The organism is bacterium (assembly GCA_029210965.1).
Classification (GTDB): Bacteria; BMS3Abin14; BMS3Abin14; order BMS3Abin14; family BMS3Abin14; genus JALHUC01.
This window is the reverse complement of the sequence record JARGFZ010000003.1, coordinates 84419-108838: the sequence shown is the minus strand read 5'-3', so window position 1 is coordinate 108838 and position 24420 is coordinate 84419. Positions and strand designations below refer to the sequence as shown.

33 protein-coding genes are annotated in these 24420 nt (G+C 52.6%); 20 read left to right on the top strand and 13 right to left on the bottom strand.

Annotation, left to right across the window (positions count from 1 at the left end; all coding sequences use genetic code 11):
• Nucleotides 1-339: 339 nt before the first annotated feature.
• Entirely contained in the window at nt 340-648 is a 309-nt protein-coding gene (locus P1S59_02690) for a hypothetical protein (protein ID MDF1525167.1), read from the bottom strand.
• Between P1S59_02690 and P1S59_02685 the strand changes: the two genes are divergently transcribed.
• From P1S59_02685 to P1S59_02675, 3 genes are all read left to right on the top strand, one after another.
• Nucleotides 623-1498, top strand: coding sequence for a hypothetical protein (locus P1S59_02685; GenBank protein MDF1525166.1), 876 nt, complete (start codon nt 623-625; stop codon nt 1496-1498). The genes P1S59_02690 and P1S59_02685 overlap by 26 nt on opposite strands.
• A 97-nt stretch (nt 1499-1595) precedes the next feature.
• Nucleotides 1596-2222 carry a hypothetical protein gene (locus tag P1S59_02680; GenBank protein MDF1525165.1) on the top strand — a complete coding sequence of 209 codons (627 nt, stop codon included), beginning with the start codon at nt 1596-1598 and terminating at the stop codon, nt 2220-2222.
• 49 nt (nt 2223-2271) lie between these two features.
• The gene (locus P1S59_02675; protein ID MDF1525164.1) at nt 2272-3018 is read left to right on the top strand and encodes a DUF4412 domain-containing protein; all 747 of its coding nucleotides are present in this window, start codon (nt 2272-2274) and stop codon (nt 3016-3018) included.
• 111 nt (nt 3019-3129) lie between these two features.
• On the opposite strand, the gene P1S59_02670 is transcribed toward P1S59_02675, so the two are convergent.
• Entirely contained in the window at nt 3130-3519 is a 390-nt protein-coding gene (locus P1S59_02670) for a hypothetical protein (protein ID MDF1525163.1), read from the bottom strand.
• On the opposite strand from P1S59_02670, the gene P1S59_02665 reads away from it, so the two are divergent.
• The 4 genes from P1S59_02665 (at nt 3491) to P1S59_02650 (ending at nt 6060) form a co-directional block, all read left to right on the top strand.
• Nucleotides 3491-4108: a hypothetical protein gene (locus P1S59_02665; protein MDF1525162.1), complete on the top strand. Its 618-nt coding sequence runs from the start codon at nt 3491-3493 to the stop codon at nt 4106-4108. The two genes, P1S59_02670 and P1S59_02665, sit on opposite strands and share 29 nt — an antisense overlap.
• A 277-nt stretch (nt 4109-4385) precedes the next feature.
• Nucleotides 4386-4685, top strand: a complete 300-nt coding sequence (locus tag P1S59_02660; GenBank protein MDF1525161.1) for a hypothetical protein — start codon at nt 4386-4388, stop codon at nt 4683-4685.
• Nucleotides 4686-4839: 154 nt separating this feature from the next.
• Nucleotides 4840-5136 (top strand): hypothetical protein, encoded by a 297-nt coding sequence (locus tag P1S59_02655; GenBank protein MDF1525160.1) that lies wholly within the window; start codon nt 4840-4842, stop codon nt 5134-5136.
• Nucleotides 5137-5292: 156 nt separating this feature from the next.
• The gene (locus P1S59_02650; protein ID MDF1525159.1) at nt 5293-6060 is read left to right on the top strand and encodes a DUF169 domain-containing protein; all 768 of its coding nucleotides are present in this window, start codon (nt 5293-5295) and stop codon (nt 6058-6060) included.
• A 225-nt stretch (nt 6061-6285) separates the two neighbouring features.
• Here the strand turns inward: P1S59_02650 and msrA are convergent, their stop codons facing one another.
• The 7 genes from msrA to P1S59_02615 all read right to left on the bottom strand — a co-directional run bounded on the left by msrA (nt 6286) and on the right by P1S59_02615 (nt 9835).
• Entirely contained in the window at nt 6286-6831 is a 546-nt protein-coding gene (gene msrA / locus P1S59_02645) for a peptide-methionine (S)-S-oxide reductase MsrA (GenBank protein MDF1525158.1), read from the bottom strand.
• Between the two features lie 117 nt (nt 6832-6948).
• Nucleotides 6949-7080, bottom strand: coding sequence for a hypothetical protein (locus tag P1S59_02640; GenBank protein MDF1525157.1), 132 nt, complete (start codon nt 7078-7080; stop codon nt 6949-6951).
• 48 nt (nt 7081-7128) lie between these two features.
• Nucleotides 7129-7257, bottom strand: coding sequence for a hypothetical protein (locus tag P1S59_02635; protein ID MDF1525156.1), 129 nt, complete (start codon nt 7255-7257; stop codon nt 7129-7131).
• Nucleotides 7244-7690 carry a peptide-methionine (R)-S-oxide reductase MsrB gene (gene msrB, locus P1S59_02630; protein MDF1525155.1) on the bottom strand — a complete coding sequence of 149 codons (447 nt, stop codon included), beginning with the start codon at nt 7688-7690 and terminating at the stop codon, nt 7244-7246. Before msrB ends, P1S59_02635 begins: the two co-directional genes overlap by 14 nt.
• Before the next feature lie 361 nt (nt 7691-8051).
• Entirely contained in the window at nt 8052-8477 is a 426-nt protein-coding gene (locus tag P1S59_02625; GenBank protein ID MDF1525154.1) for a sensor histidine kinase, read from the bottom strand.
• Between the two features lie 51 nt (nt 8478-8528).
• Entirely contained in the window at nt 8529-9293 is a 765-nt protein-coding gene (locus P1S59_02620; protein MDF1525153.1) for a hypothetical protein, read from the bottom strand.
• Nucleotides 9290-9835 carry a response regulator transcription factor gene (locus P1S59_02615; GenBank protein MDF1525152.1) on the bottom strand — a complete coding sequence of 182 codons (546 nt, stop codon included), beginning with the start codon at nt 9833-9835 and terminating at the stop codon, nt 9290-9292. The genes P1S59_02620 and P1S59_02615 overlap by 4 nt, the downstream gene beginning before the upstream one ends.
• Nucleotides 9836-9971: 136 nt before the next feature.
• On the opposite strand from P1S59_02615, the gene P1S59_02610 reads away from it, so the two are divergent.
• On the top strand, nt 9972-10376 hold the full coding sequence (locus P1S59_02610; GenBank protein ID MDF1525151.1) for a hypothetical protein: 405 nt from the start codon (nt 9972-9974) through the stop codon (nt 10374-10376).
• A 53-nt stretch (nt 10377-10429) separates the two neighbouring features.
• On the opposite strand, the gene P1S59_02605 is transcribed toward P1S59_02610, so the two are convergent.
• Nucleotides 10430-10735, bottom strand: coding sequence for a rhodanese-like domain-containing protein (locus P1S59_02605; GenBank protein ID MDF1525150.1), 306 nt, complete (start codon nt 10733-10735; stop codon nt 10430-10432).
• Between the two features lie 47 nt (nt 10736-10782).
• Here P1S59_02605 and P1S59_02600 point away from each other — a divergent pair, with 47 nt between their 5' ends.
• From P1S59_02600 to P1S59_02575, 6 genes are all read left to right on the top strand, one after another.
• Nucleotides 10783-11175 carry a NifB/NifX family molybdenum-iron cluster-binding protein gene (locus P1S59_02600; GenBank protein ID MDF1525149.1) on the top strand — a complete coding sequence of 131 codons (393 nt, stop codon included), beginning with the start codon at nt 10783-10785 and terminating at the stop codon, nt 11173-11175.
• Nucleotides 11175-11501 carry a DUF134 domain-containing protein gene (locus tag P1S59_02595; protein MDF1525148.1) on the top strand — a complete coding sequence of 109 codons (327 nt, stop codon included), beginning with the start codon at nt 11175-11177 and terminating at the stop codon, nt 11499-11501. Before P1S59_02600 ends, P1S59_02595 begins: the two co-directional genes overlap by 1 nt.
• 115 nt (nt 11502-11616) lie before the next feature.
• Nucleotides 11617-13032, top strand: coding sequence for an ATP-binding protein (locus P1S59_02590; GenBank protein ID MDF1525147.1), 1416 nt, complete (start codon nt 11617-11619; stop codon nt 13030-13032).
• Nucleotides 13032-13682, top strand: a complete 651-nt coding sequence (locus P1S59_02585) for a response regulator (GenBank protein MDF1525146.1) — start codon at nt 13032-13034, stop codon at nt 13680-13682. Before P1S59_02590 ends, P1S59_02585 begins: the two co-directional genes overlap by 1 nt.
• 244 nt (nt 13683-13926) lie before the next feature.
• On the top strand, nt 13927-14979 hold the full coding sequence (locus tag P1S59_02580; protein MDF1525145.1) for a cytochrome c3 family protein: 1053 nt from the start codon (nt 13927-13929) through the stop codon (nt 14977-14979).
• 422 nt (nt 14980-15401) lie between these two features.
• Nucleotides 15402-15851, top strand: coding sequence for a DoxX family protein (locus tag P1S59_02575; GenBank protein ID MDF1525144.1), 450 nt, complete (start codon nt 15402-15404; stop codon nt 15849-15851).
• A gap of 69 nt (nt 15852-15920) precedes the next feature.
• Here the strand turns inward: P1S59_02575 and P1S59_02570 are convergent, their stop codons facing one another.
• The gene (locus tag P1S59_02570) at nt 15921-16487 is read right to left on the bottom strand and encodes a TMEM165/GDT1 family protein (protein ID MDF1525143.1); all 567 of its coding nucleotides are present in this window, start codon (nt 16485-16487) and stop codon (nt 15921-15923) included.
• A gap of 695 nt (nt 16488-17182) precedes the next feature.
• Here P1S59_02570 and P1S59_02565 point away from each other — a divergent pair.
• Nucleotides 17183-18001, top strand: coding sequence for an ion transporter (locus P1S59_02565; GenBank protein ID MDF1525142.1), 819 nt, complete (start codon nt 17183-17185; stop codon nt 17999-18001).
• Nucleotides 18002-18387: 386 nt separating this feature from the next.
• Here the strand turns inward: P1S59_02565 and P1S59_02560 are convergent, their stop codons facing one another.
• The gene (locus P1S59_02560; protein ID MDF1525141.1) at nt 18388-19215 is read right to left on the bottom strand and encodes a nitroreductase family protein; all 828 of its coding nucleotides are present in this window, start codon (nt 19213-19215) and stop codon (nt 18388-18390) included.
• A gap of 518 nt (nt 19216-19733) precedes the next feature.
• Between P1S59_02560 and P1S59_02555 the strand changes: the two genes are divergently transcribed.
• The 5 genes from P1S59_02555 (at nt 19734) to P1S59_02535 (ending at nt 23007) form a co-directional block, all read left to right on the top strand.
• The gene (locus tag P1S59_02555) at nt 19734-20357 is read left to right on the top strand and encodes a TetR/AcrR family transcriptional regulator (GenBank protein MDF1525140.1); all 624 of its coding nucleotides are present in this window, start codon (nt 19734-19736) and stop codon (nt 20355-20357) included.
• Between the two features lie 152 nt (nt 20358-20509).
• A complete protein-coding gene (locus tag P1S59_02550; GenBank protein MDF1525139.1) occupies nt 20510-20719 on the top strand; it encodes a hypothetical protein in 210 nt (69 codons plus the stop codon).
• A 280-nt stretch (nt 20720-20999) separates the two neighbouring features.
• Complete coding sequence (gene hgcA, locus P1S59_02545) at nt 21000-22133, top strand: mercury methylation corrinoid protein HgcA (protein ID MDF1525138.1); 1134 nt, start codon at nt 21000-21002, stop codon at nt 22131-22133.
• A complete protein-coding gene (hgcB, locus tag P1S59_02540) occupies nt 22130-22507 on the top strand; it encodes a mercury methylation ferredoxin HgcB (GenBank protein ID MDF1525137.1) in 378 nt (125 codons plus the stop codon). The genes hgcA and hgcB overlap by 4 nt, the downstream gene beginning before the upstream one ends.
• 125 nt (nt 22508-22632) lie before the next feature.
• Complete coding sequence (locus P1S59_02535; protein MDF1525136.1) at nt 22633-23007, top strand: hypothetical protein; 375 nt, start codon at nt 22633-22635, stop codon at nt 23005-23007.
• Between the two features lie 89 nt (nt 23008-23096).
• Here the strand turns inward: P1S59_02535 and P1S59_02530 are convergent, their stop codons facing one another.
• Complete coding sequence (locus tag P1S59_02530; GenBank protein ID MDF1525135.1) at nt 23097-24386, bottom strand: MFS transporter; 1290 nt, start codon at nt 24384-24386, stop codon at nt 23097-23099.
• Nucleotides 24387-24420 lie beyond the last annotated feature (34 nt).

Genomic DNA, 24420 nt, shown 5'->3' with positions numbered 1-24420 from the left:
GTTGTGAACAACGGGTCCGGGGCTGGAAAGGAACCGAGCCCTTAAGGTTACGCACTAGCTGAGCAATGCAATTAAGTCTGGAAGGGATTTCCAACCCGAAAAGCAATTTGTCCGGGGGGCCGCCACCTTCCAGCATCAGCCCCACGAGGAGCAATGTGTGAAAAATTTCCGGTTTAAATCCTTATTTCCCCTTACTGTAGCGGCGGGTGTGCTGTTTGGCAGCAGTTGGGCATCAGCCGGCAACCTTCCCGTCTGGGGCGGTGCGATGACCACCACGCAACCCCAGCAGATACAGCAGCCCACGCAGACCATCCCATCACAGCCAACTGCCAGCACAGTTCAAACTGTACAGGCGCCGCAGCCAGGTACATGGACGGCTCCTGCTGCAACTTCAAGTCCTTCCGTTTCAACTCCCGCCCAGCAGCAAAGCACGCAACCAACGGCCACCACACCGGTTGTGCAACCGCGCCCGGTGGGCACCACACCTGTTGCGCCACTGTGGCAGACACGCCAACCTGTCATCAGAACACCGGTCATCAGGACGCCGGCCGCAGGCACGTCTGCACCGCCTCCATCGACCTCTTCGACTCCACCACCGGCCCAGCAAAACGAGGCTGAACCGTTGCTGCCGAAGCTGACGGGTCGCAAAGCCGGGATCATCTTTTCCTATATGGCCGACAGTCCCTTCAAATCCTTTTTCCAGGAGACGGTCAAACTGAAAAAGATCATGGAACTTTACGATTTTAACGTTATTCTCAAGCATGACAATGTGGAACCGTGGCTGGATCTGTCCGAGCAGGATGAACGAACCGTCAACATCAAGGACGCGCCGACCAAAAACAACCTGTTTGCCTATATAAAGCGCCTCGCCGATGAGGGGTACACCATCGACATATGGATCATCTCTCACGGCGGGTCCGACGGAAGATTCCGGGCTAGCTTCGGGCCGTACAGCCTGACCAATAACGACCAGGTTACGGCAGCGGACATCGGTGGCCTCGCCGGACCCGACGGAGGGACGACCGGATACCGGTTCCTGCCCATCCGGCTGGTGCATCACACGAGTTGCTGGGGCAGCCGCCTCGCCTCCGCATGGCAGGGGATAGGGGTCAATACTGTTTTAGGATCGCGGTTCATCAATTTCTATCCGACCCAGACCGTTCCGTTTGCGAAACAGTGGATGGACGGGCGGACAGTCGCTAATGCCTATCTTAATGCCAATACAGCGTCCAGCCGGACGGTGGTGCAAACCTTTACCCTCGGAGACGCAGCCACAAGCAAAAAGAGTGAATGGGGGGGATGCAGCTTCGGGAATACGGTGCTCGGCAAGAAAGCGTGTGCCAAAAGGTACTTCATCTGGAGGTGGCATTTCCTGGATAGTGAATGGTCTAACACACTGTCCGGCAAGCAGAACATGAACCGCTCCTCCGAGATGTTGATCAGTGGGAATTCGGGCCTTACACATAACAATCTGTGGCGTCAGCCGCCTGCGAGGTGAAGGCGTCGGCCCCCTGGCACCGGTCATGGCAAACACCAGCGACGGAGGGCGGGCAAAGAACCGCCGTGTGGAACTGGTTAAACAATAGGAGAAACAAATGAAAAAAACCGTTATGTATATTCTGTTGGTCAGCTTTTATACAGCGATTGCCATCTCTTCCGTTCAGGCTGATGACTCAACCGCCCAATACAGCGCGACTCAGCGTATGAGTACAGAACGCGGTGATGTGGAATCGAAGGTCTTCGCAGCGCCCGGCATGAAGCGCATGGAGATGCACGATTCCATCCAGATCATCCGCTTCGACAAGGGGGTCATGTGGATCCTCATGCCCAAGCAGAAAATGTACATGGAAAAGCCCATCGCGGCGGCTCCCGGCGGGGGCGGCAACCTGAAATATCTGGAGAAGGAGAGCCTTGGCAAGGAGACGGTGAACGGCATCGCTGCGACAAAGTACAGGACGGTGGCCCAGGATCCCCAGGGCAACAGGCTCGAAGGCTTCAGCTGGCTCACCGACGACGGCATCCTGGTCAAGAACGACATGCAGGTTTCCGATGGAGCTCGCAATATGCAGGTCAAATCCGAGATCACGGAGCTGAATGTTGGAAAACAGGATCCGGCTCTCTTTGAAGTCCCCCAGGGGTTCAGCAAGTTTGCCATGCCTGCAGGAATGCCTGCAGGAATGCCTGCAGGAATGCCGGGTGGTATGAAGATACCGAGCAGGTAAAGTTAAAATTCCAGGGGGCGCCCCCATGGAAAAAACATAAGAGGAGAACATGATGAGATTTCGGAGAATTTTCAGTGCGGCCCTGGCCCTTTTGGTACTGTCTGCCTTCCCTGCTTTCGCCGGGTGGGTTGAAACGAGCCAGGAGGGTGTGTTCTACTACGGCGATGGTATTGTAAAACAGGTTCCCTCGCCGGAGGCCGGAGGCCCTGAATCGATCATGGATTTCAGGAAGGGCACCGTCACGATGGTAGATCACGATTCACGGACATACACGACCTTCAAGTTCGAGGAGTTCTGTCAGGTTCTCAAAAAGATGTACGCAGGCGCTCCTCCGGAAATGCTCGCCCAGATGAAGCAGATGAACGAATCAAGGCCGAAGCCCAATGTGACTGTAAAGAAGGTCGGCAAAGGAGAGCCCGTTGCCGGATACGCGACGACTAAATACCAGGTGATGGACAACGGCCAGCTGGAAAGAACAGTGTGGATGGCCGAGGACGCCCAGCTGGCAAATTTCTATAGATCTTTCGGGGACCAGGCAAATGAACACATGAAAAAAATGATGGTGTGCAAGGATCTCGGGATGAACGGGGACACCGTTGACATGTCATCTTCCTACCTTGATCTGATGAAAAAGGGCTGGCTCATGATGGAAGAGGTGGTGGATGAGGACTCTGTAAGCGGGGTATCGGCGCCCGTGGAAGAGCTGGTTGAGGAGAATCTGCCTGCCTCCACTTTCCAGGTCCCGCAAGGTTATAAGAAGGTCTCTCTCGATCAGTTCAATATGGGTGATCAATAGCCCTGGAATTAAATTTTTAGGGTTCGGCCTCATATTTTGCCGACCTACGGTTTGTCTTAAACTACCCTTCAGAAGCTGTGGTGGGTTAAAATTTATTATACGATGCTGTAGTTACAAACTATCGAATGAATGACTCAGGCGGCTTTCGGGCCGCCTGCTTCTTTTAGTAGCAAGTAAAATGTAAAAATAAAAAAGACTATCGTCTTCCTCGTCAATATTTTCCTCTGTTCCCTTTTGTGTGTTCATGTACCTTCCACCTTCCACTTTCCATTTTGCCCTCCGATTTCCATACACCCGTTCGAAATCCGAACGCTCATTGCAGTAGCCATGATCCTGTTCACATCCTGTGATTGTGCTCCAAGTGTCTGTTTTTATTCTACATTCTGCGTTCTTTTTTCTGCATTCTATATTTGGTCCAGCCCTTGCTCTTGTAATACCAACAGTAAGGCCAAACAAACACGGGAGCCTAACCATGAGAAGCACGTTCACAGCCATAGCCATGATCTTTATCCTGACGATCCCGGCTCTTTCCCAGGGGAGCATCGGCCCGGGTCCGTGTCTTGAACTTCCTGAACTCGAAACAGGCAGGTGGGATGCTTATCATCTCGAAATTGGCGCGGGTACTTTCAGTGTCGAAAGCCTTGATCATGGGGCGGCTGCCGGTAAAAGGAAAATGAACAGGCACTCCCTTAACGAGATCCATGGTGGCCTTTCGTATTCAGGAAAGCCGGCTCCAGGGGATATGGCGTCCATGATGAGTTTCGTGTGGGCGGAAATTTTCGGTGGTGTGGACATCGTTGCCGAAGTAAAGGATTTTGCACGTCAGATGAAAGGTCGAGGCCGGTTTGTGAATGTCAGCCGAATTGAAAGGCGAGATTCACGGAGCAAGTGGAGTTTCATCGTGGCCTGCCGTGTCGACAAGCAGACTGAAGTTGCTGCCCGGTTTAAGAACCGAGGATGGTTCCTCAGGGAAAGTAAAATGGCCCTGGAGATCAACACTCTCGATCCTGTTTCGGAGGAGGTTGGGCTGAATATGGCTTACATCGATGGTGATATCAATATCCGTGCCGATCGCATGACCCTGACATAAACTGCTGCAGCAAGGTTGGTGGTGAAGTTTTAATAATCAACGGTCAGTCATAATTACGAGAAGTGCCATCCTTGGAATATCTTTCCCTTTTCCCTTTTCCCTTTTTCCACCTTCCACTGCGAATTCCGTATCTGCATTGCTTCCACGTGACAATTTGTGATTAGTTAGTTATTAACTTCCTGTGTAATGTGTGGTGCTGTTTTGAATGTGCAGCGCCTGAACTGGAATGTTGTAATTACCATTACCCGTTTGGATCGGGAGAGGAAGGGAGTAAAGCATGTCAGACATGTCAGATAAGGAAAAAAAACTCCGTGAGCAGCTTGAAGAGGAGGCCCTGGTCTGGGTTAAGGAAGAGTCCGCAAGGCGTTACCAGACCGCCAGAGAGACCTTGGAAAGACAGGGGCGGGAATCGGAAGAGCATATGCGTCACCTGGGTGTGAAAGAGACGGGCACTATCGCTTCCGAGACCCAGTTGAGCATCTCCTACGCCAAGTCAGAGCTGTACAAGGAGGTTCGGTTTGAGGCTGACCAATGGATCGAGGATGAGGTAATTAAGCGTATGAAAGGGGGAGACTGAGATCTCCCTGGCCGTTTACTGCCCCGATCCACACCGGGTCTCCGGGTATTTTCATTTTTTCTGCAGTGTACGATCCGTCCCATCAGTTAATTGAATGTATAATAGAAACATGGTTACTTGATCCAGGCAATATCAAACAAAGGTGGTAAAGGATATGAAACGCAGGGACCCATCACTGGAGTGGAAAGACACTGTTACGGAAAGAAGAAAGTGGGTGCGGCACCCTCCCACCAAGGGAGCCATGGTTTTGCTCGATGGCAGGTCCTATCGGATGATGGATATCAGCCTTGGAGGTTTGTCTATCTTTGATTACGGAGATGAGTCTGTGCCGGAAGAAACAATAATTGGTCTCCACTGCTTTGATGAGGGTTTCTTTGTGGATGCTTTAAGATGCCGAAAGGTATCGGATCAGCGTTTTGTTTCCCAGTCGCAATACGGCGAGGTTGTTTAAAACCGCATAGGTCTTGAGATAATTGAGAACGATCCGGATCTTGAAAGCAAGCTGGCACCGTTCTTTGGGAGTTTATAGAAGAGAACCCCGATCTTAAATTGCAGGGATATCTTTGAATAGAAGTTGACCTGATATAATTACCCGAAGGAAGGAAATATGGCACCGACGTCGGCAGGGATCGAAAGGCTCACGAAAGCTCTCAGGTTGGATACCCCTATCATTGGGCTGTACGATACCGATCCTTCACCCGATTTCGAACCATCTGTCCAGGCCAAGGGCCGTGCCTGTTGCTTTGCTTACTACCCCCGTTGGCTCAAGGGGGAAACTCTTGTAGTCAAACGGGCCGAGGGCGATGATTTCATGAACCCGACACACGGCTGCCCCGGGCTGCAGAAGCATTTCGGTTTTGACAAAAAATTCGCCCCCTGGATGGCCAACTTCCTCACCGATGGAAAAAACGGGGCCCCCATGGGTGAGGGGTTAAAGGCTACTCCTGCCCTCGCTCAGGAATTCCTGGACCAGATAGTATTTCCCGAACCTGTCGGTGATCATGTCCTGATGGGCCCTCTCAAACTGGATCACTGGGACCAGGTCAAGTCCGTTACCTTCTTCGCGGACCCGGACCGACTGGCCGGACTTATGACTCTTGCCACCTTTTGGAGATCTGATCCCGATGAGGTCGCCGCGCCCTTTTCGTCCGGGTGCGGTCTCATGTGGGAGGTGTTTAACAACTTCGGGAAGGACCGGGCAGTCATCGGGGCGACCGATCTCGCCATGCGCAGGTACCTGCCCCCGGAGATCATCTCGCTGACAGTGTCGCCCGAGCGGTTCGAAAGGATGGTGGATTTTCCTGAGGATGCTTTTCTTAACAGATCCTGGTGGAATGAGCTCATGGATAGCAGAGAAAAGGGCCGTGACTCGTAATTTGAGACTCGGAACTCGGAATAAGAACCGTGATTCGTGATTCGGGAAGAACCGTGACTCGTGATTAGTGACTCGTAACTCGAACAAACCAAAGACCCCGGTCACTAACGGGACAGATGATCACAAATGAAAAGGGCCGCGCCCAGCCAGCTTAAATGGCTGCATGTGGCCCTTTTCTTTGTTGGACTATAATTTTTTTCCGAATCACCAAGCACTAATCACGAATCACGGTTTCCCCCCCCACACCTTATTCAGGTACCGGTCCCGGCCCGATCCGAAGCGGTAGAATTTGTACCGCTGCGGACTCTTCATGTAGTAATCCTGGTGGTAATCCTCGGCCGGCCAGAAATCACCTGCCCTGGTTATCTCGGTGACGATGGGCCCATCAAAGCGTCCGGATTCAGCTATTTCTATTTTCGATTCCTCTGCCAGGCGGCGCTGCTTGTCATCGAGGTAGAAAATACCCGAGCGGTATTGGGAGCCCACATCCACGAACTGTCGGTCAGGGGTCGTTGGGTTGATCTGCATCCAGAAAACCTCCAGCAGTTTTTTGTAGGAAACCTTCCCGGGATCGAAGACGATCTGAACCGCCTCCGCGTGGCCTGTCTTGCCCGCGGACACTTCCTGGTAAGTCGGGTTCTTCTCCTGCCCTCCGGTGTAGCCCGATGTGGTTGAGATAACTCCATCCAGCTTGTCGAAGGGTGGTTCCATGCACCAGAAACAGCCTCCTGCAAAGGTGGCTGTTTCATAACCCTTGTTTTTCTGATCCATTGTTATCTCCTCGGCATTTACTGAGCCTGGAACGGTAACAACCGCCGCCAGGGAGAACATCGCAATTATCATTACGAGCATTCTTTTCATGGTCTGAACCTCCTTTCCTTATTATAATCACTGAAAATCAGCTGTGCCGCGATAGATCCCGCTTTTTTTGAGGATCCCAACCATCTCTTCCACGGTTATGAGCTCCGGGTCGTACAAAACAGTGTTGATCACCCTGAAACCGCGCCATCCGCTTGACACTTTCACGACTCCCGGCCGCCCTGCCAGGGCGGCTTTGCCCAGGTCATATCAGGCTACGTAAAAGGTGGCGGTCTGAAGGTCAGCGCCATGGGTCAGGACTGTCGGTCCCATGGCCGTCAGGATCAGGGCTCCGGGAAGAGCCAGCCATAACAATAATTTAACCCTAGCCCTCCTCATTAATCATGGCCCCTTCTACCGGTACATCTACGAAGGTGAGGCTCGCCGAGTTGATGCAGTACCTCAGCCCTGTGGGTTTCGGACCGTCGTTGAACATATGTCCAAGGTGGCCGCCGCACCTGGCGCACTTTACCTCTGTCCTGCGCGTGAAAAAACTGTTGTCCTCCACCTCTCGAACCTTGCCGGCTGCGATGGGTTGCCAGAAACTGGGCCAACCTGTTCTGGAATCGTATTTGGTAGCGGAAGAGAACAGGTCAATACCGCATCCAGCGCAGCGGTAAATGCCCTTCCGATGGTTGTCCCAAAGTGCCCCTGTGAAGGGGCGTCCCGTACCTTCTTCCCTGAGGATAGGGAACTGTTCGGCCGTGAGTGCCATTTTCCACGCTTGCGCACTCTTTTCCACGTAGGAAAGGTCTGTATGAAAGGTCTGTATATACTCCCGTTTTTGCGGAATAGATGCTTACAGTACCCATTTCACCACGGGAGAAGGATTTCCTGGAAATCAACTGATTGAGTCCTGCAGACCAAGATTAAAGTTCACTTTCATCCAGGCCTGGATGACTCAATCAGCTTCGGTGAAGGGGATAGTCTCAGTGCTTTTGATTCCTCAGTCTGCCCTGAGCCTGCCGAAGGGTGTCTTCAGCGTCCTCTAGTGAGTCATATTGTTGAAGCGAGCGACGAACGGGTGGTGAAAAAGAATTGTGGTTAATTAAGCTTTTAGAGTTTGACAGTTACCCCTTTGGTAAAAGCAGGGCTTATTTGCAGGTACTTATTTCCCGGAAGAGCCGAAAATATTAAAACTCCGGCTGGGACCACGCTTCCAGGTCCAGGGTGAAAACGCTGCCCACCTCAGGATGGTTCTCAAGGCCTACGGAAGTACTGTGCAGTTCGGCGATACGCTGGGAAATGGCCAGGCCGAGTTCCACTCCGGTTTCACTGCTGGAAGATCGTGCTCTATAGAAACGTTCGAAGATATGAGGCACATCAATGGGGCTGACACCCGGTCCCGTATTTCTGATGGACAACCTGATCTTGTCCCCGAAACTTGCGAGGCTCACGGTGACTTGTTCGTTTTCGGGAGTGAACTTCAGGGCGTTGTCGATGATGTTCTGGATGGCCCGCTCCAACAGGCGGATGTCATCGTTGACGAGGTTCGTGTTTTCATCGATGTTGGCCGATAGCTGAATATGTTTGAGCCGGGCCGGTTCCTGGAAGTCCATGAGAGGGAAGCGATAGGCGTCCTCAGGTCGTGGAAAATATTACTGACCAGTTCACGCCGCAGATTGTCCTTGTTCTTGAGTTCCCCTATCTGCTCCCCGATCCTTTCGGACATTTCGGTAAACACCGTTTCCAGCAGATCGATCTCGTCCCCCCCCCATTTTCCGGGTTCCGGGGACCACCTGGACGGGTACGGAAAAGTCACTTTGGCGAAACGCTTTCATGGCAAGAACAAGCCGTCTGTGACGAACGGTCGCTATCCTGAAGAGCAGGAATACGGTGGCAAAGAGAAACAGGAGGGCTGAAAGGGAAACCAGGAGGCTGATGCGGAAGATGGAGTTGCCGGTAAAAAGGTCGAAAAGGGAGTCGTGTTCCTCACCACCAAGAATGATGTAAAGGTACCCATTTTTGAGGCCTTCCATTGAGACGACGGCAGCGGAAAAAGGTTTCTGGCGCCACATGTGGCGAGGGTCGTCACCGAGAATGGGTAGGCTTGGTGCCGGAGACAGGTACTCCACGATAGGGTTGACCGATACCTGTTCTCTCACGACATGGCCTTTGGGGGCCGAATAAGCCAGGATCGTCCCCTCAGGGTCGAGAAGGTAGAGTTCGATGTTAGGATTGATGTCCATGAGCATCTCGAAGCTGTGTTCGAGTTTTGCTCCTGCGTTCGCCAGTTCTCCTTCGTCAAATTCGTGTTTAACGAGATAGTCAGCCAGTCCGCTGTTGAGTCTCTGATCAGCACTAAGGAGTTGATATCTGACCGTGTAGAGTGTCCACACTATGTTGAACCCTGCAGCGGCCGGGAAAAGGGTCAAAAGCTGGAGTAGACCCTGCCTGGTTTCCGGGCAAAGTGAAGCAGCAGGTCAAACTCCTTTCCCGTCAGTTCAATGGGGGTGTCCGAGCGGGTAACGCGCCGTTTGCCAACATCAATAACCAGAGCATCTATCCGGATCGTCTCCTGCTGCTCTTCGGTTCTCTTTGCTCTGAGAGTAGCGTCCCGGCGCAGGATCGTTTTGATCCTGGCCATCAACTCCCGGAGGCTGAAAGGCTTGGTCATGTAGTCGTCGGCCCCCATCTCCAGGCCAACAACTTTGTCGATCTCCGAGGAGAGGGCGGTGAGCATGAGGATGTGGGTATAGCCTGGCATGGAGCGGACCTGGCGGCATATCTCCAGCCCGTCTGTCTCCGGCAGCATGATGTCCAGCACAATGAAGTCGTGGTCCTGCTTCGCGGCCAGTTCAAGCCCTGAGGCACCGTTGTGGGTGACGGTGACGGTATAGCCGGCATCCTTCAGCTGGTCCTCGATAATACCGGCCATGTCCAGGTCATCCTCAATGACGAGGAGCCTTTTGTTCAAGTGCCTTTCTTTTTCTGGTCGTGCGCGCTTATCACACAATGATACAACAGGCCGGACCGGATCTTCATCGCACTATGGTAAGGGGTGGTTATAAACAAGCGAGGTCACATAGGTAAAAAGATTGTAAAGAGGAAAGTTGCCGACAAGCTGCCAGAGTGTCAGGGTAGTGGGCAGGCGTGAAGATGGGGTGACAGGTTTTCCGCCATGCCACCCCATCGCTGTATCTATGCGTCAGGTTATTAAATGCCCTGGTTTCAGTCCTTCCAATGTGCTACTTGACGGGAAGACCCACATCCTTCCAGGCGGTGATGCCCCCCTCCATGACCCCGACAACATCGTAGCCCTTGTTTTTGAAAAATGGCGCGATCCTGGTGCCAGGTTTTCCCTGATGTCCAGGGGAAGGATAGAATCGTCCTCATTCATCATGGCCTTCACCCTGGCGGGAGGTATTCTGTCAACGGAGATGGCGGGGATCTTTTTAGCCGACTCTACCGGGAGCCCCTTCTCGGTCCAACCCTTCAGGCCCTGCGCATATAGGTAAACGCTGGTATAACCCTGTGCGACCGCCAGCCTGGCAGTCTCTGGAGCCATGGTTCACTGAAAGCCGAGGCAGTAGAAGACCATCTGTTTGTTTTTGTCATCAGGGAAACTGATCCTGCCCCTTTTCAGGTTTTCGTAGGGTATGTTGACCGAACCGGAAATGGCCTGGTCACGAAAGAGGATCGGTGCCAGGGTGTTGACAACCAGCATGTCAGCATCCGTTTCGATCATCTTTTTTAATTCATCGGTGTCCAACAGGGTGATGCCTGGTTCGAACTCCTGTAAAGCAAGTGCACCTTGTGCACCTGTCAGTATTTTGATCGACTGATCCTGAATTAGACGGGGGGTGCAGGTTGACATGGAGGAAATTTGGCTATTATACACATAATAGCCAATGGAGGTAAGCTATGAAGATCTGTTTTCCAGTTAATGTGAACGAAGGGCTAAACAGTCAGGTCCACGGACATTTCGGTTCGGCAAAAGGGTTCCTGATCTTTGACCCTGAGGCAAACGCCTTTGAGGAGCATCACAACCCTGATCGTCAGCACCTTCACGGCGCCTGCCAGCCGTTCAGTGCTTTGGGAGGGAGAGAGGTGGATGCCGTGGTTGTGGGGAGGATCGGGTCAGGAGCTCTCACTGGCTTAACCCGTGCGGGGTTGAAGGTGTACCAGGCAGGCGGCCAGACGGTAGCAGAGAACATCGAGAGCTTCAAGGAGGGAATCCTGAATGAGATCACTGCCGACAAGGTCTGCGGCGGGCACGGTCATGGCTATGGATGCGAGCACGGGCATAGCCACTGATGTCGCCTCGCCCAAGAAAACACAGGCACTGTTCTTGCCCGTTCAGAAGTGGAGAAGAAACCGTTTTCAAGCCAGCCGGGATACCCATGGTGGAACTTGAAAAGATCACACTACGCCACGACGAAGTTGAAGCGGTACTCCTTTGTGACATGGAAGGCCTTACCCAGGAAGAAGCAGGGAAAATGATGGGAGTTTCCCGGGGCACGGTGCAGCGCCTGGTCACCAGCGGCAGGCTCAAGGTCACTTCGGCTATCGCCGGCGGCAAAGCGTTGATTATAGAGTCGGCTGAAACTGTAACAGGGGAAAATGATAGACATGGTATTTAATCCTTGGGGACTGTCCCCAAGGATTAAATACGGTGCAATAATCCTCAATTCTCAATCCTCAGTTCGTAATTAATATCTTCCCTTTACACTCTGATCTGCTGAGTTAAGATTGAGCATGGAGAAAAACCTCTTTAACCTGCTTGTTTACCTTTTTTATGGGGGTGCTTTTTTTGCCATCGGTGTATCCATAACCTCGAGAGACACCAGCCTGAGCAATCTGAAGATAGCCCGCTTCCTCTGGATCTTTGCCCTGTTCGCCTACATTCACGGATCCCATGAGTGGTACGAGATGTTCCTCAAGATCAATACTCTTTATGCAGTTCCAGAGCCCTCTGTAACGACCAACATCATCAAGCTAGGGCTAGTACTGGTATCTTTCCTTTTCCTTCTCCTGTTCGGAGTCTGCGTTCTGGGGATCACAAAACCCGGCTATAGTGCCTGGCTTGGCGTCCTGTTCACGGCTCTGGTGGGGGCGGGTCTGATATCGATCCTGCTCCCTTTCCAGGGAAGTTCAGCGGACTACTTCGCGTGGGCCCAATTCCGCATCAGGAATCTCATTGCGCTGCCCGGTGCATTGCTTTCCGGGGCCGGTCTGATCCTCTATTCCGTTACAGTACGGGGTGTCAGCAAGAAGGGAGCTCTTAATTTCACCGGGGCGGGTCTTTCAGTCATCATTTACGGGATCTTCACGGGGTTGATCCCCTCAGGAACTCTCATTTCCGGGTTCCATCTTCCTGTAGAGCTTTTCAGGGGAATCTCCGCCCTAATTATCCTCCACTTCATGATGCACGCACTGCACACTTTCGATGGAGAACGAAAGGCTGTCATCGAGGAGCGCCTGGACAGGTTTGTACAATCAGAAAAGCTTAGCGCCCTCGGAAGGTTGGCCGCAGGTGTTGCACACGAGATCAACAACCCCCTTGCCAACCTGTCCCTCAACCTGGAGATATTGAAAAAAGAGATCAGTGAAGAGGGATCAAGCCAACTTCATATTAACAGGATAGGAACGATGGAAAGGGACCTTGAAAGGGCGTCGAGGATCGCACGGGAGCTCCTTCAGGTGTCCAGTGCGCGGGACTCGGAATTCGTAGAGACAAGGGTGCAGGAAGTGGTTGAGGGAGCCTTGAACCTCCTGGGGCCCAGAAAGAAAGATTACAACTTCTTTGTTGATATCGATGGTGTCGGGACAATATCTACCATGCTCTGGAAGGTGGAGGAGGCCCTGCTCAACATCCTCATTAACGCCATGGATGCCACCGATCCGGGGGGCAGGATCTCGGTCACGGGCAGAAGGGAAAAGAATTCGGTCCTTATCGAGATCGCTGATACGGGCATCGGCATCACCCAAAAAGACCTGCCGCATATTGTGGAACCGTTCTTTACAACAAAAGAGGTCGGTCAGGGTACTGGGCTCGGACTTTCCATCTGTTACGCTATTATGGAACTGCACAATGGTGAGCTTTCGATCGAGAGCGAGCCTGGAAAGGGCACGGTGGTTTCATTGATTTTTCCGACAAGGGAAGGTGACTGATGACAAGGATCCTGGTGGTCGATGACGATATCGAACTGAGGGAAACGGTGACAGAGGTCCTGTCAGGCGAGGGATTCGATGTTTCCACGGTGGGAGATGCTGAAAAGGCTCTGGATCTTCTGAACGATCCAGGTTTCGATCTGGTGCTGCTGGACCTCATCATGCCCGGGATGGGGGGTATGACGGCCGTGCCCCTCTTGAAGAAGAGATCTCCAAAAACGAGGATCATCATGATCTCCGCCTTTTCCACTGTAAGTAACGCTGTAGAGGCCATGAGGCTTGGAGCGGACGATTACATCACCAAGCCGTTTAAAATAGAGGAACTTTTAACCGCGGTGCGAAAAAACGTCGAGGAATCCAGGCTCGACAGCTGTCGGACAGTCCTAGACATGGACGGTACTTTTAACAGCCTTTCCAACGCCACCCGCAGGCAGATCATCGAGATGCTCAAAGGAGAGGGAAGTCTGCGCTTTATGGAGATCACTCGCGGCCTCGGCATCGAGGACCACACCAAGGTGAATTTTCACCTGAAGGTACTTAAGGAATCTGAAGTCATTATGCAGGACGAAAATCGAGTTTATAAATTGTCCGATTTCGGCCAGCGTGTTGCCGAGTGCGTCGCCCATTTTGTTAATACCCTTAAATCCTGACCAAAAAGACTTTTCAACCTTGTGAAGAATTCTTCACAAAGTCAACCGTTCCGGTAGGAAAAATTATCTGGAATCCTCCTGTTTTGTGCCTATCATAGGTACAGATATTAATCCGTTCCGACAATTTGTTGATTTTTTAAGTCGATATCAAGCGGGTGTCCAAAGTACCGGCTATTATTAACGGCTAGAGGGATACGGTGAAACCATTTCTTCTGGTTGAGGGAGCAGGAAAAGGAGATCGGATATGAAGAGAGTTTCTGTGGTTATCGTGCTGGTCGGCGTCATGCTGATGTTTGCGCTTCCGGCGATGGCGGCCGATTATGTCGGCTCCAACGCATGTTTCGAGTGTCACCAGGACAATTTCAACGACTGGCAGGCTTCGGGACACCCATACAAGCTCAGAACCATGGAAAAGGCGCGCTACGCCAAGCTGCCCCTTCCCCCTGGCTGGGCCTGGGAGGACATCTCCTACGTAATCGGCGGCGCCAACTGGAAGGCCAGGTACATCGACAAGAAAGGCTTTATCGTAACCTCTGCCAAGGACGGAACGGAAGCCAGGACCCAGTACAACCTGGAGGACGGGAGCTGGTCCTTCTATCACAAGGGCGAGAAAAAGCCCTACGACTGCGGACCATGCCACATGACGGCCTACAAAAAGGAAGGGAACCAGGACGGCCTGGAGGGGATGATCGGCACCTGGGCCGAAGATGGTATCGGCTGTGAAGAGTGTCACGGACCTGGCAGCGCCCACGTGGCTTCGCCTGCCAAATCCAACGTCAGGATAGACAAGACGGCAGAAGCATGCGGCAAGTGCCACCAGCGCGGTGGCATGGGCCCGAAGCCTCCCGCCCGTGGAGGTTTCATCCGCCATCACGAGCAGATCAACGAGCTCAAGGCTGGTGTTCACAAGGACCTTACCTGCCTGGACTGCCACGATCCCCACAAGCGGGCGGATCAGGTTGCGAAGAACAATTGTCTTGAGTGCCATGATGACGTAGGCGAGAGCTTCGCCAAGACCCTCCACGGTAGGACCCAGCTGGAATGTATCGATTGCCACATGCCCAAGGCCAGCAAGTCAGCTATCACTTCCGCCAGCTACACGGGCGACATCCGCACCCACATCTTCAAGATCAACACCGCCGCGGACGCCAACATGTTCCAGGAAGTTGAGGAGAAGGGCAAAAAGTCAACCTTTGCCAAGGGGTTCGTTACTTTGGATTTCACATGCCTGAGCTGCCACCAGAGCCGCGACAGGAAGTGGGCATCTGAAATGGCAAAGGATGTTCACAAGAAATAGGAAGGTTTTTAACTCGATACACAAAGGGGCCGCGCAAGCGGCCCCTTTTTTTTTGAACAGTGAACCAGAGATAGGATAGAGCCGTAATTCATGACTCGCCTGCCAGCCGAAGCTTCTGCGAAGGTTGGTGATTCTGGATGGGTAAAAACCTTTCGCAGGATCTCCTCTGAGTCACTTCCACCGTCGACCTTCGAGCTTCCTCCCTCGCACATGCCTAAGGCGGACAAGATGGCGGGCAAGTCGCCTGCCTACCGTAGCCTTGGCGAAGGTGGGCGTACTCCGCGTTAAAAATCATCCCTTTTACATAAACTGCACTTTGAGGCCGCCTCTGGCATTTCATCGTCAGGATACGGTGCAGCCTCTCAGAAAAGTGATTATAATTTTAGCAAGTATATTAAAGACCAGAATGAATGGAGGTTTTTTTGATTAAAAAATTCTTTTCGACGGAAGAAAGCCTAAAGCCCCTGGTGATCAGAGTGACCCTGGATGCAGTCATGCTGCCTCACGGCGCCCAGAAAGCCCTGGGACTGTTCGGGGGTGGGGGTTTTGCGGCTACGATGAAAGGCATGTCCCAGGGCATGGGTATACCAGCCGCTGTTGTGTTCCTGATCATCCTCTCAGAGTTCCTGGGATCCATAGGGCTTATCCTGGGTGTGGCCACCAGGTTCTGTGCCTTCGGTATCTTTTCCATTATGACGGGGGCGATATTCATGGTCCACCTGCCCAACGGGTTCTTCATGAACTGGTTCGGCAGCCACACCGGAGAGGGGTTTGAGTACCACCTGCTGGCCATCGGCATGGCCGTGGCTCTCATGATCGCCGGCGGCGGTAAGTGGTCGGTGGATCGCTTTCTTGCGGAGCTTGCTAGTTAGGAAACGGTAACTGGTGAAAGGTGAATAGCCCCGCCATTGGCGGGATTCACTTTTCGCGCCTCACTCCCTTTAGCCCAACATGGCAGCGGTCATCGTGATAAGGGCCATGGCAAGAAAGAGAGCGAAAGCGCCCCACCTGGCGTAGTTCAGGGGGAGACGATCCATGACCCAGCGTCCCGCGAACACCACAGGGACGTTGGCGATCATCATTCCCAGGGTCGTTCCGGTTATTACCCAGAAGGTCTCGTTGTATTTGGCGGCTAGGACCACCGTTGCGATCTGGGTTTTGTCCCCGATCTCGGCCAGGAAGAACAGCACCGTAGTGGCTGCAAAAGCCCCATATTTATCGATGCTGCTGGGCCCTCCGTCCTGCTTGTCGGGGATCAGGAGCCAGAGCGCAATGAGTCCAAAGCTGCCGCTGATGATCCAGGGAGCCATGTGCGGAGGCAGAAGGTCAAGCAGCCAGACGCCCAGCCAGGCAGAGACCCCATGGTTGAGCAGGGTGGCCACGAGAATGCCTGCTATGATGGCGTAGCGCTGTTTAAAGCGGGACGCTAGAAACAGGGACAGGAGCTGGGTCTTGTCTCCGATCTCGGCAATGGCGACGGCTGCGGTTGAGCTGAGAAAAACTTCCATGGTGGCGCGGATATTAGCAGAACGCTGTGGGATGAGCAATGGGATCGCCTGCCATTCCCGCATAGTTGCTATAAAGGAGATGTTGTTCACCACAGAGTTTTTGAGGACACTGAGGAAGGCTTAAATCCTGGGAAAAACGAACGTCATTACGGGCCGTTTTAACGAGGACCCGGAATCCAGTGGCGCCTTGCGTGATTGTCATCGCGAACCCTAAAACAGTCAACTTCCTAATTCTTCCTCCCCCCGACAGGCGCGGCGAAGCTTTATGCGAAGACGGCTTGAGGGGGAGGATTGAAATGGGGGTGACTGAAATTTCCCCATGTGAAGCGATCCCGCTCTTTAGAAAAAGCGACGAAAGCTTTAACGCAGGGTTTCGCAGAGCGACCAATCATGGTCGCACCGCAGGGTAAATCGCAATTCTGGGGGAAACGCGGTTACAATAAAAATGATGTTTCTAAATGGACACACAGATAGACTGACATGAACTCGGGATTTCGACTCTGTCAGCTTTCCTTTGCCTACTCCGCGGTAAAAACATCGCTTTTATGGTTACCGGGAATTTTCCAGTTTCAAGATCTTTTCTGCGTAACTCTGCGATGGTATTTTGTGATCACTTCTGCGAAACTCTGCGTTGAGGCTTTTATCCAGTATAAGTAGCGTGTCGAGGTTCTCTGATATGCTGCCAGGAGGTGAGTATGACCCGGGAGGCCAACGGTAAAACAAACCTCAAAGGCACCCTTTACGAGATCATTTTCGAGGCAGACACGCCGTCGGGAAAATTGTTCGATGTGCTTCTTATTCTGAGCATCTTTGTCAGTGTCGGGATCGTCATGGCTGACAGTGTGGGTGCCATCAGGATCTCTTATGGCCGTTTTCTCCTATTGGCAGAGTGGTTCTTTACCATAATCTTTACAGTTGAGTATGTTGTAAGACTCTATTGTGTCCATAGCCGCGTAAAATATGCCAAGAGCTTTTACGGCATCGTGGATGTTATCGCCATCGTTCCCACCTACCTTAGCCTGATCTTTCCTGCCACCAAATATTTCATGATCTTGCGTACACTCAGAATTTTACGTGTGTTCAGGGTTCTTAAACTGATCCAGTATCTCAGGGAAGCCAGTTTGCTCATGAAAGCTCTCGCCTCGAGCAGGCGCAAGATCACCATCTTCTTCTTCACTGTTCTGACCATGGTGACCATATTCGGTTCCCTCATGTACGTTATAGAGGGAGAGGCCAACGGGTTCACCAGCATCCCCAGGGGCATCTACTGGGCCATCGTTACCATGACCACCGTCGGATATGGTGACATCTCACCCCAGACACCGATGGGACAGGCCCTGGCGTCCCTGGTCATGATCCTCGGCTACAGCATTATCGCCGTTCCTACAGGGATCTTTACTGTTGAATTCAGTCAGGCCCTTTCCAGGGAAAGATCATCAGACTGTTCCTCCTGCGGCAGGGGCGGTCACGAAATGGACGCGCTGTATTGTAAATTCTGTGGGGAAGAGCTTTAAATACCGTTTGATGTTTGAAGTTTGAAGTTTGATGACTTCGCAAAAAGTCATCAATGCGCCCCGCGCGGGGCGCCCAAATCAATGACTCACTTTGTAAGTCATTGATTTGTAAGGAAAGGGAAAACGACGCTTTTCCCTTTTTGTGGAGCGAAAAGTCCCGGATTGGACTTTTTGCGACTCTATCAAGTTTGAGGTTCAGAATCCAGGATATCGTACGTGCGTGGAGCGTGTGTGCGTCTGTGTGGAAAACAAGGTACCGGAGTGTCGGAGTGCCGGAGTATCGTGGAAAAGCTGTTCCTGTCATTGCGAGACCCGCAGGGTCGTGGCAATCTCGGTCCCTGTTGAATCCGCCCTGGCTTCTCAATGGTGTCAGAGTGAAACTGCCGCTATTTGAAGATCGACACTTTCGCTTCATTCCTCGCCGGCAACCGATGGTAACCGAATTTCGGATGACCCACCATCATCGTTCCGAAAGGCTTGTGTCCTTCAGGAAGGTTCAGTGCTTCTGCCAGGGGCGGCCAGAACCCGGCGGCGGCCATGAAGAATCCGGCCCAGCAGCAGCCAAGGCCGAAAGAGGGCGCAGCCAGGTCCAGGTAGGAAAGGGCGATGGTGCTGTCGATGGCCATGATAGGGTAGGTCTCGGGGCCGTGGGCGATGACGAGAGCCGGAGCACCCCTGCTGATAATGTCGATCCCGTTGTCCCAGGCACGGACGATCCCGGCCATCTGGTAAGCTTCAGCCATGGGGTTTTTCTCCTCAATGGCGTTGCGCATCCAGTCTACTGCCAGGTCTGTAAGCTGAACCACCTTGTCTCGCGTGGGGACGATAAGCCATTGGACCTGTTGACTGTTGCTTCCCGTGGGAGCATAGCGGGCGATGTCGATGAGTCGGGTAAGGGTTTCGGCGTCCACATCCTGAGTCTTATAGGTGCGGATGGATCGTCGCGATCGCAGGAACTGCTCAATCTGGCCCTCGCTCAGGGTGAGCTTATCGTCAATGGGAGGGCATTGATCGACGCTCATACGAGCGAGGGAGATGGCCCGGTGTGGACAAACCGCGACGCAATGACCGCAGTTGATGCATCGGGTTTCCCCTCCGTCAGTCACCGTGGGGAACGACTCTTTTGTCTTCATTTCAATAACAAAGGCGGGACACTCCGCCACGCAGATACCGTCCCTTGCGCACAACTTCTCGTCGATAGTAAACAGGCTCATCTTTTTCCTCCCGGTACGGATAGCTGTCATTCCCAGATAAGTAAGATCGCAAGAGGGTAATGGATGGGATCAATTTAATCAATGAAGAGGCTGACAGCGGTCAGGACACTGCTGCCCAGTGTCAGAGCACCTAAAAATACAGGGGATGGGGAGACAAGGTTTGAAGTTTGAAGTTGCCAAGCACCCATCCACAAGATGTCCTGTCCTCCCTTTTCTGTTTCGTTTTCCAGGAATTAAATTCCCTTTATCCTTTTCATCCCTGTAAATTAGCCAGTTTTTACAGGAACTATTGTCAACCGGGATTGCTTCGGCCCGAACTCCAGCCTCGCAATGATCACATTCTTTAGCCCCGCTTTTTCTTTCTCTGCGTCCGAAGCCTGTCACGCCAGAGGCGTGACGACCTCTGCGGTTAAATTCGACGCTACAGAAGGAGTTGCTCCTTTTAGGTTGAAAAAAACGAACGGTCGTGCTAATTGTGTGCAGTAGAAATGAGGAGTTTGAGATTTGAAATCTGAGATGTGAGATTAGTTCTTATGGCCAAAGGCGAGAAAACAAAAAACAAGATCCTTGAGGAGGCTGCCGGTCTTGCCAGCATCTGCGGACTGGAGGATATGTCCATAGGCAAGCTTGCCAAGGCGACGGGGCTATCCAAGAGCGGGTTGTTCGCCCATTTCAATTCCAAAGAAAACCTTCAGACACAGGTAGTGCAGTGGGTGGCGGAGATGTTCACCGAGCAGGTCATGCGTCCCGCGTTCAATGAACCTCGGGGCATCCCCAGGATCCGGGGCGTTTTCGAGAACTGGAAGGATTGGATCGAGGGCGATTCTCTGCCTGGCGGGTGCATCATGATCGCCAGTTCCACAGAGTTTGATGACAAGCCGGGAGCTGTCCGGGATGAGATCGTCGGGATGATGAGCGACCTGCTCCAGTCCCTGACACGCACTGCACGAATCGCTATAGAAGAAGGACATTTCAAGGCCGATTCCGATCCAAAACAGTTTGCTTTTGAATTCGAATCCCTGCTTCACGGATATCATCTGCTCCAGAGGCTGCTCAAGGATCCTGACGCTCGAAAACGGTCCGATACAGCTTTCGAACGACTGATTGAGTCCTACCAGGCGGATCTTCCCAAAACACACTGAATTCCAACTGGAGTCGGGTAGTATTAAAATGCAGGCGAACTATATGAATATAAAGGAACGACCGTTGGTGCTGGCCAGCAGGGGTCCTTCCTTAGCTTTGTTTTTGGTTTAGAACTTTAACAGGCAGGACAGAACCTGCAGGAGAAAAGCCCATGTGGACAGCAAAATGGATCCTGGATGACTACGAAGCGGGGAACGAGGCCGTTAGATTGGAAATGTACATGGCCTACCCTGACCTGCGCCGCTATTTCGAAGAATTTGAGGCCCGGACAACAAACCCGGTTGTCCAGGAAGCGCATCCTGCTTCTGAAAAACCGGCCAGGGTGTGGTGGAATCACTGCTGTCGATTGGTTAGGGGTTAAAATACTAGTACCCAGTACCCCGTATCCAGACCTGACCCCAGACACTAGACCCCAGACCCTCGGGGGCGTAGCCCCGTTCCCCCCTTGTCATTTTCCGCCACTGGGTTAGACTTGCATCGTGTGGAGGTTTTCCGACACGATGCAAGTATTTGTAGAAGTAATAGAGAATGAAGGGAAACTAACAATTTCTCCTCCCTCTCCCTCGATGAGGCTCGGGACCCTGAGCTTGTCGAAGGGCTTCTCTATTCATCCTTCTGATCTTTTGGAGGTATCCTTTAACGTGAGTGATCTGTGCTGTGCGTCGTCGAAGGTCTGCTGTTATGACGGCGAAACCAAAATTGAATCTATAGCCTTGACCATTGACAGGGACGATCTTCCGGCTTCCGTGATAGGCGAAGTGATGACCTCTGTAGGTCCAGTCCCCAGAGTGTCCACCGAAATGAGCACTTCTGACCGACTGGGGATCTGGAAATTACGCTGGGGTATCGGCCGGATGGGCTACACAGTACCTCCCGGGCTTTACAGCGTGGGCGAACCGGACGCCGGATCGGATGTTCTCGTGACAGCGAACTACCGGATGACTTTCGATCTCCTCCGTTCTTGCATGAAAGAACGGAACGTCTGGCTGCTCGTCCTGGACACCAAAGGAGTCAATGTCTGGTGTGCGGCAGGTAAGGGGACCTTTGGAACCGAAGAGCTCATCAAGCGCATAGAGTTATCAAAACTTTCTGATGTCATTAACCATAAGAGGCTTATCGTGCCCCAGCTCGGCGCGCCGGGTGTGGCTGCCCATGAAGTGAGGAAACGAACAAGTTTCAAAGTAATGTATGGGCCTGTCGAACTGAGGGATATCTCTGCCTATCTTGATAATGGTCGCCGCGCTACGCCAGCCATGAGGCGAAAAGAGTTTCCGCTTGCCGAGCGGGCCGCCATTGTTCCCATGGAATTGGTTCCGGCATCGAAATGGGTTTTATATATCACCCTGGTGGTTGCTTTGATATCTGGAATTCTGGGGAGAGGGACCTTTTTTGAGGATGCTCTGCATTACGGTTCCCAGTCACTCTTTGCCTTGATCCTTGGTACCTTCGCCGGTGGGGTAGTGGCTCCGCTCATGCTGCCCTGGCTTCCGGGCAGGGCTTTCGCCTTGAAGGGCGCCTTTACAGGCGCCGCCGCGGCTCTGCTGATCCCGTTTTTTATCCTCACTACAGGCTTTGAACTGTCCGCATGGACTCTCATCACGATCTCCCTGTCCTCATACTTGACCATGAATTTCACCGGTTCGTCCACTTACACCTCACTTTCCGGAGTAAAAAAGGAAATGAAGGAAGCTGTACCGTTCCAGATCACGGCGGTTTCAGTGGGGCTGATCCTGTGGTTGGCTGCTCTTTTCACTGCTGGCGGAGGAACAGCATGACCCGCAAGATCAGATATCTGAAGGACGTTACAACCCTTGAACTTTTTGAGGAAAAATGCACCGGTTGCGGGATGTGCGTTGTGGTTTGTCCTCACGGCGTCCTGGCCATGGACAACGGCCTTGCCAGGATAGTGGATCGCGATGCCTGCATGGAGTGCAGCGCTTGCTCACGCAACTGTCCGGAAGAGGCGATCACTGTTGAGGCTGGGGTCGGCTGTGCCCAGGCAATCATCAACAGCGCTCTCGGTCGATCAGGTGATGCCTGTTGCGGTCTGGAAGATTACTCTTCCTCCGGGTCAGATTGCGGGACAACAGCTAACGGGTGTGAGTGTGAGGTTCCGGCCCCAAAACGAAAAAGGTCGGGATGCTGCTAGAATTCCGTGAACCGTGAACCGTGATTGGCTGAAAATGTTGTGGAGTACATGTGATTTTGACTTCTCACCGTGTCCCCGTGTCTCCGCGTCCCCGTATCATATTTTTTTCATTCGAAAAAAGAGCTATGACCGATCACAGTAAACTGCTGCCGCGATTGCTGGAAAAGATGTTCCCCCGGGAAGAAGATAGGGAGCAGGTTGTCGATATACTGGGGCAGTATGGGAGTGGGGACTTCCATCGGGAGGCGGATCGGGTCCGAATGGCAATCCTCAAACTTGCGGGCAGAAGCCCGGAACAGGTCCGCTACTTTACCCTGCAGGCCTGCAGGGACTACCGGGATGTCCTCGCCGGGGCTGAATACCCCAAACAAATGGGTCACTATCCCTGGAGGGAAAAAGATCCTGAGCGCCTTGCCCAGATAACGGCTGAGGATCTGGAACAGTACCAGAGTTGGTATCTGGGAATTCTCTGGGAAAAAGCCGTGAACAGTGATTCGTGACTGGTTTTCAATAAGTTAAAGATTTACTTCTGCATTCTACGTTCCCTGCCCTGTTTGTCCGTCGTAGCTCGAAGAGCAAAGTCGGAAGCTCAGTCGAAGGGTGCATTCTTTTCCAAATTCCTCGCCACTTCCCTCCCTTTACCTTCGTCCACGAAGAAAAGGAATACTCCCCCCAGCAGCAAAAGAACGGTTATAGAGAAGATCCCCTTACGCGGCTCACCGGTTGCGAGGGCCATCCATCCCATGAGGAAAGGTCCCAGGACCGCGGCGAATTTGCCCACCATATTGTAAAATCCAAAAAATTCTGCTGACTGTCCCTCAGGGATGATCCTGGTATAAAAAGACCGGCTCAGGGACTGGATCCCACCCTGTACCAGGCCGATGGCTACAGCCATCCCGAAAAACTCCGCCTCACTGTCAAGGTAGTATGCCCATACGGTCATGAGAATATAGACGGCGATCCCTATGTATATTCCTGTCTTGGCCCCCAGTTTCTGCCCCATTTTCCCGAATACCATGGCGGCCGGGAACCCGACGAACTGAACCACCAGCAGGGCAAGGATGAGACGGTTCGAATCGAGACCTATGGACATGCCGTAATCCACAGCCATGCGGATAACCGTGTGAACACCGTCGATGTAGAGCCAGTAGCCAAGGAGAAACAGGGAAACGACCTTAAGGTGTCTGATTTGGCGGAAGGTGTCGGCGAGTTGACGGATCCCTCCTTTGATGGTGTGAGCCCAGGATTCAACTTGCCGGGGTTTTGTCTCTTTTACGAAAAGAAGCAGTGGAACCGTAAATACGGCCCACCAAAGACCCACTGTGAGGAAAGATACCCGTACCGCCTGGCTTTTATCGATCAATCCGAAAAACTCGGGTTTCAGTACCATGAAAACATTGACGGCAAAAAGGATGCCGCCTCCGAGGTAGCCCAAAGAATACCCGAGAGCGGAGACGAGATCCACCTTGTCCTCCCCGGTCACATCCATGATAAGGGAATCGTAAAATGCATTTCCCCCGGAGAATCCAACAGTCCCCGCAATGAAAAAAGCCGCTGCCAGAACCCAGTTTCCTTCTCCTACGAAAAACAGGGAGACAGTCATGGCGCAGCCCATGGCGGCGAAGGCTGCCAGGAATCTTTTTTTGGCCCCGCCCTTGTCAGCTATAGCTCCGAGGACGGGTGCCAGCAGGACTACAAGGATCCCCGATATGGTGTTGGCCAGTCCGAGTTTGAAGGTGCTCTCAGTTACGTCCACCCCCACACTCCAGAATTCCTTGAAGAAGATCGGGAAGAATCCGGCTATTACTGTGGTGGCGAAGGCGGAATTACCAAAATCATAAATGGACCAGGCCAGGATCCTCCTGGATTGTATGTTCAACGTGAAGAATCTCCTTCAGATTTTGATTCCAGGT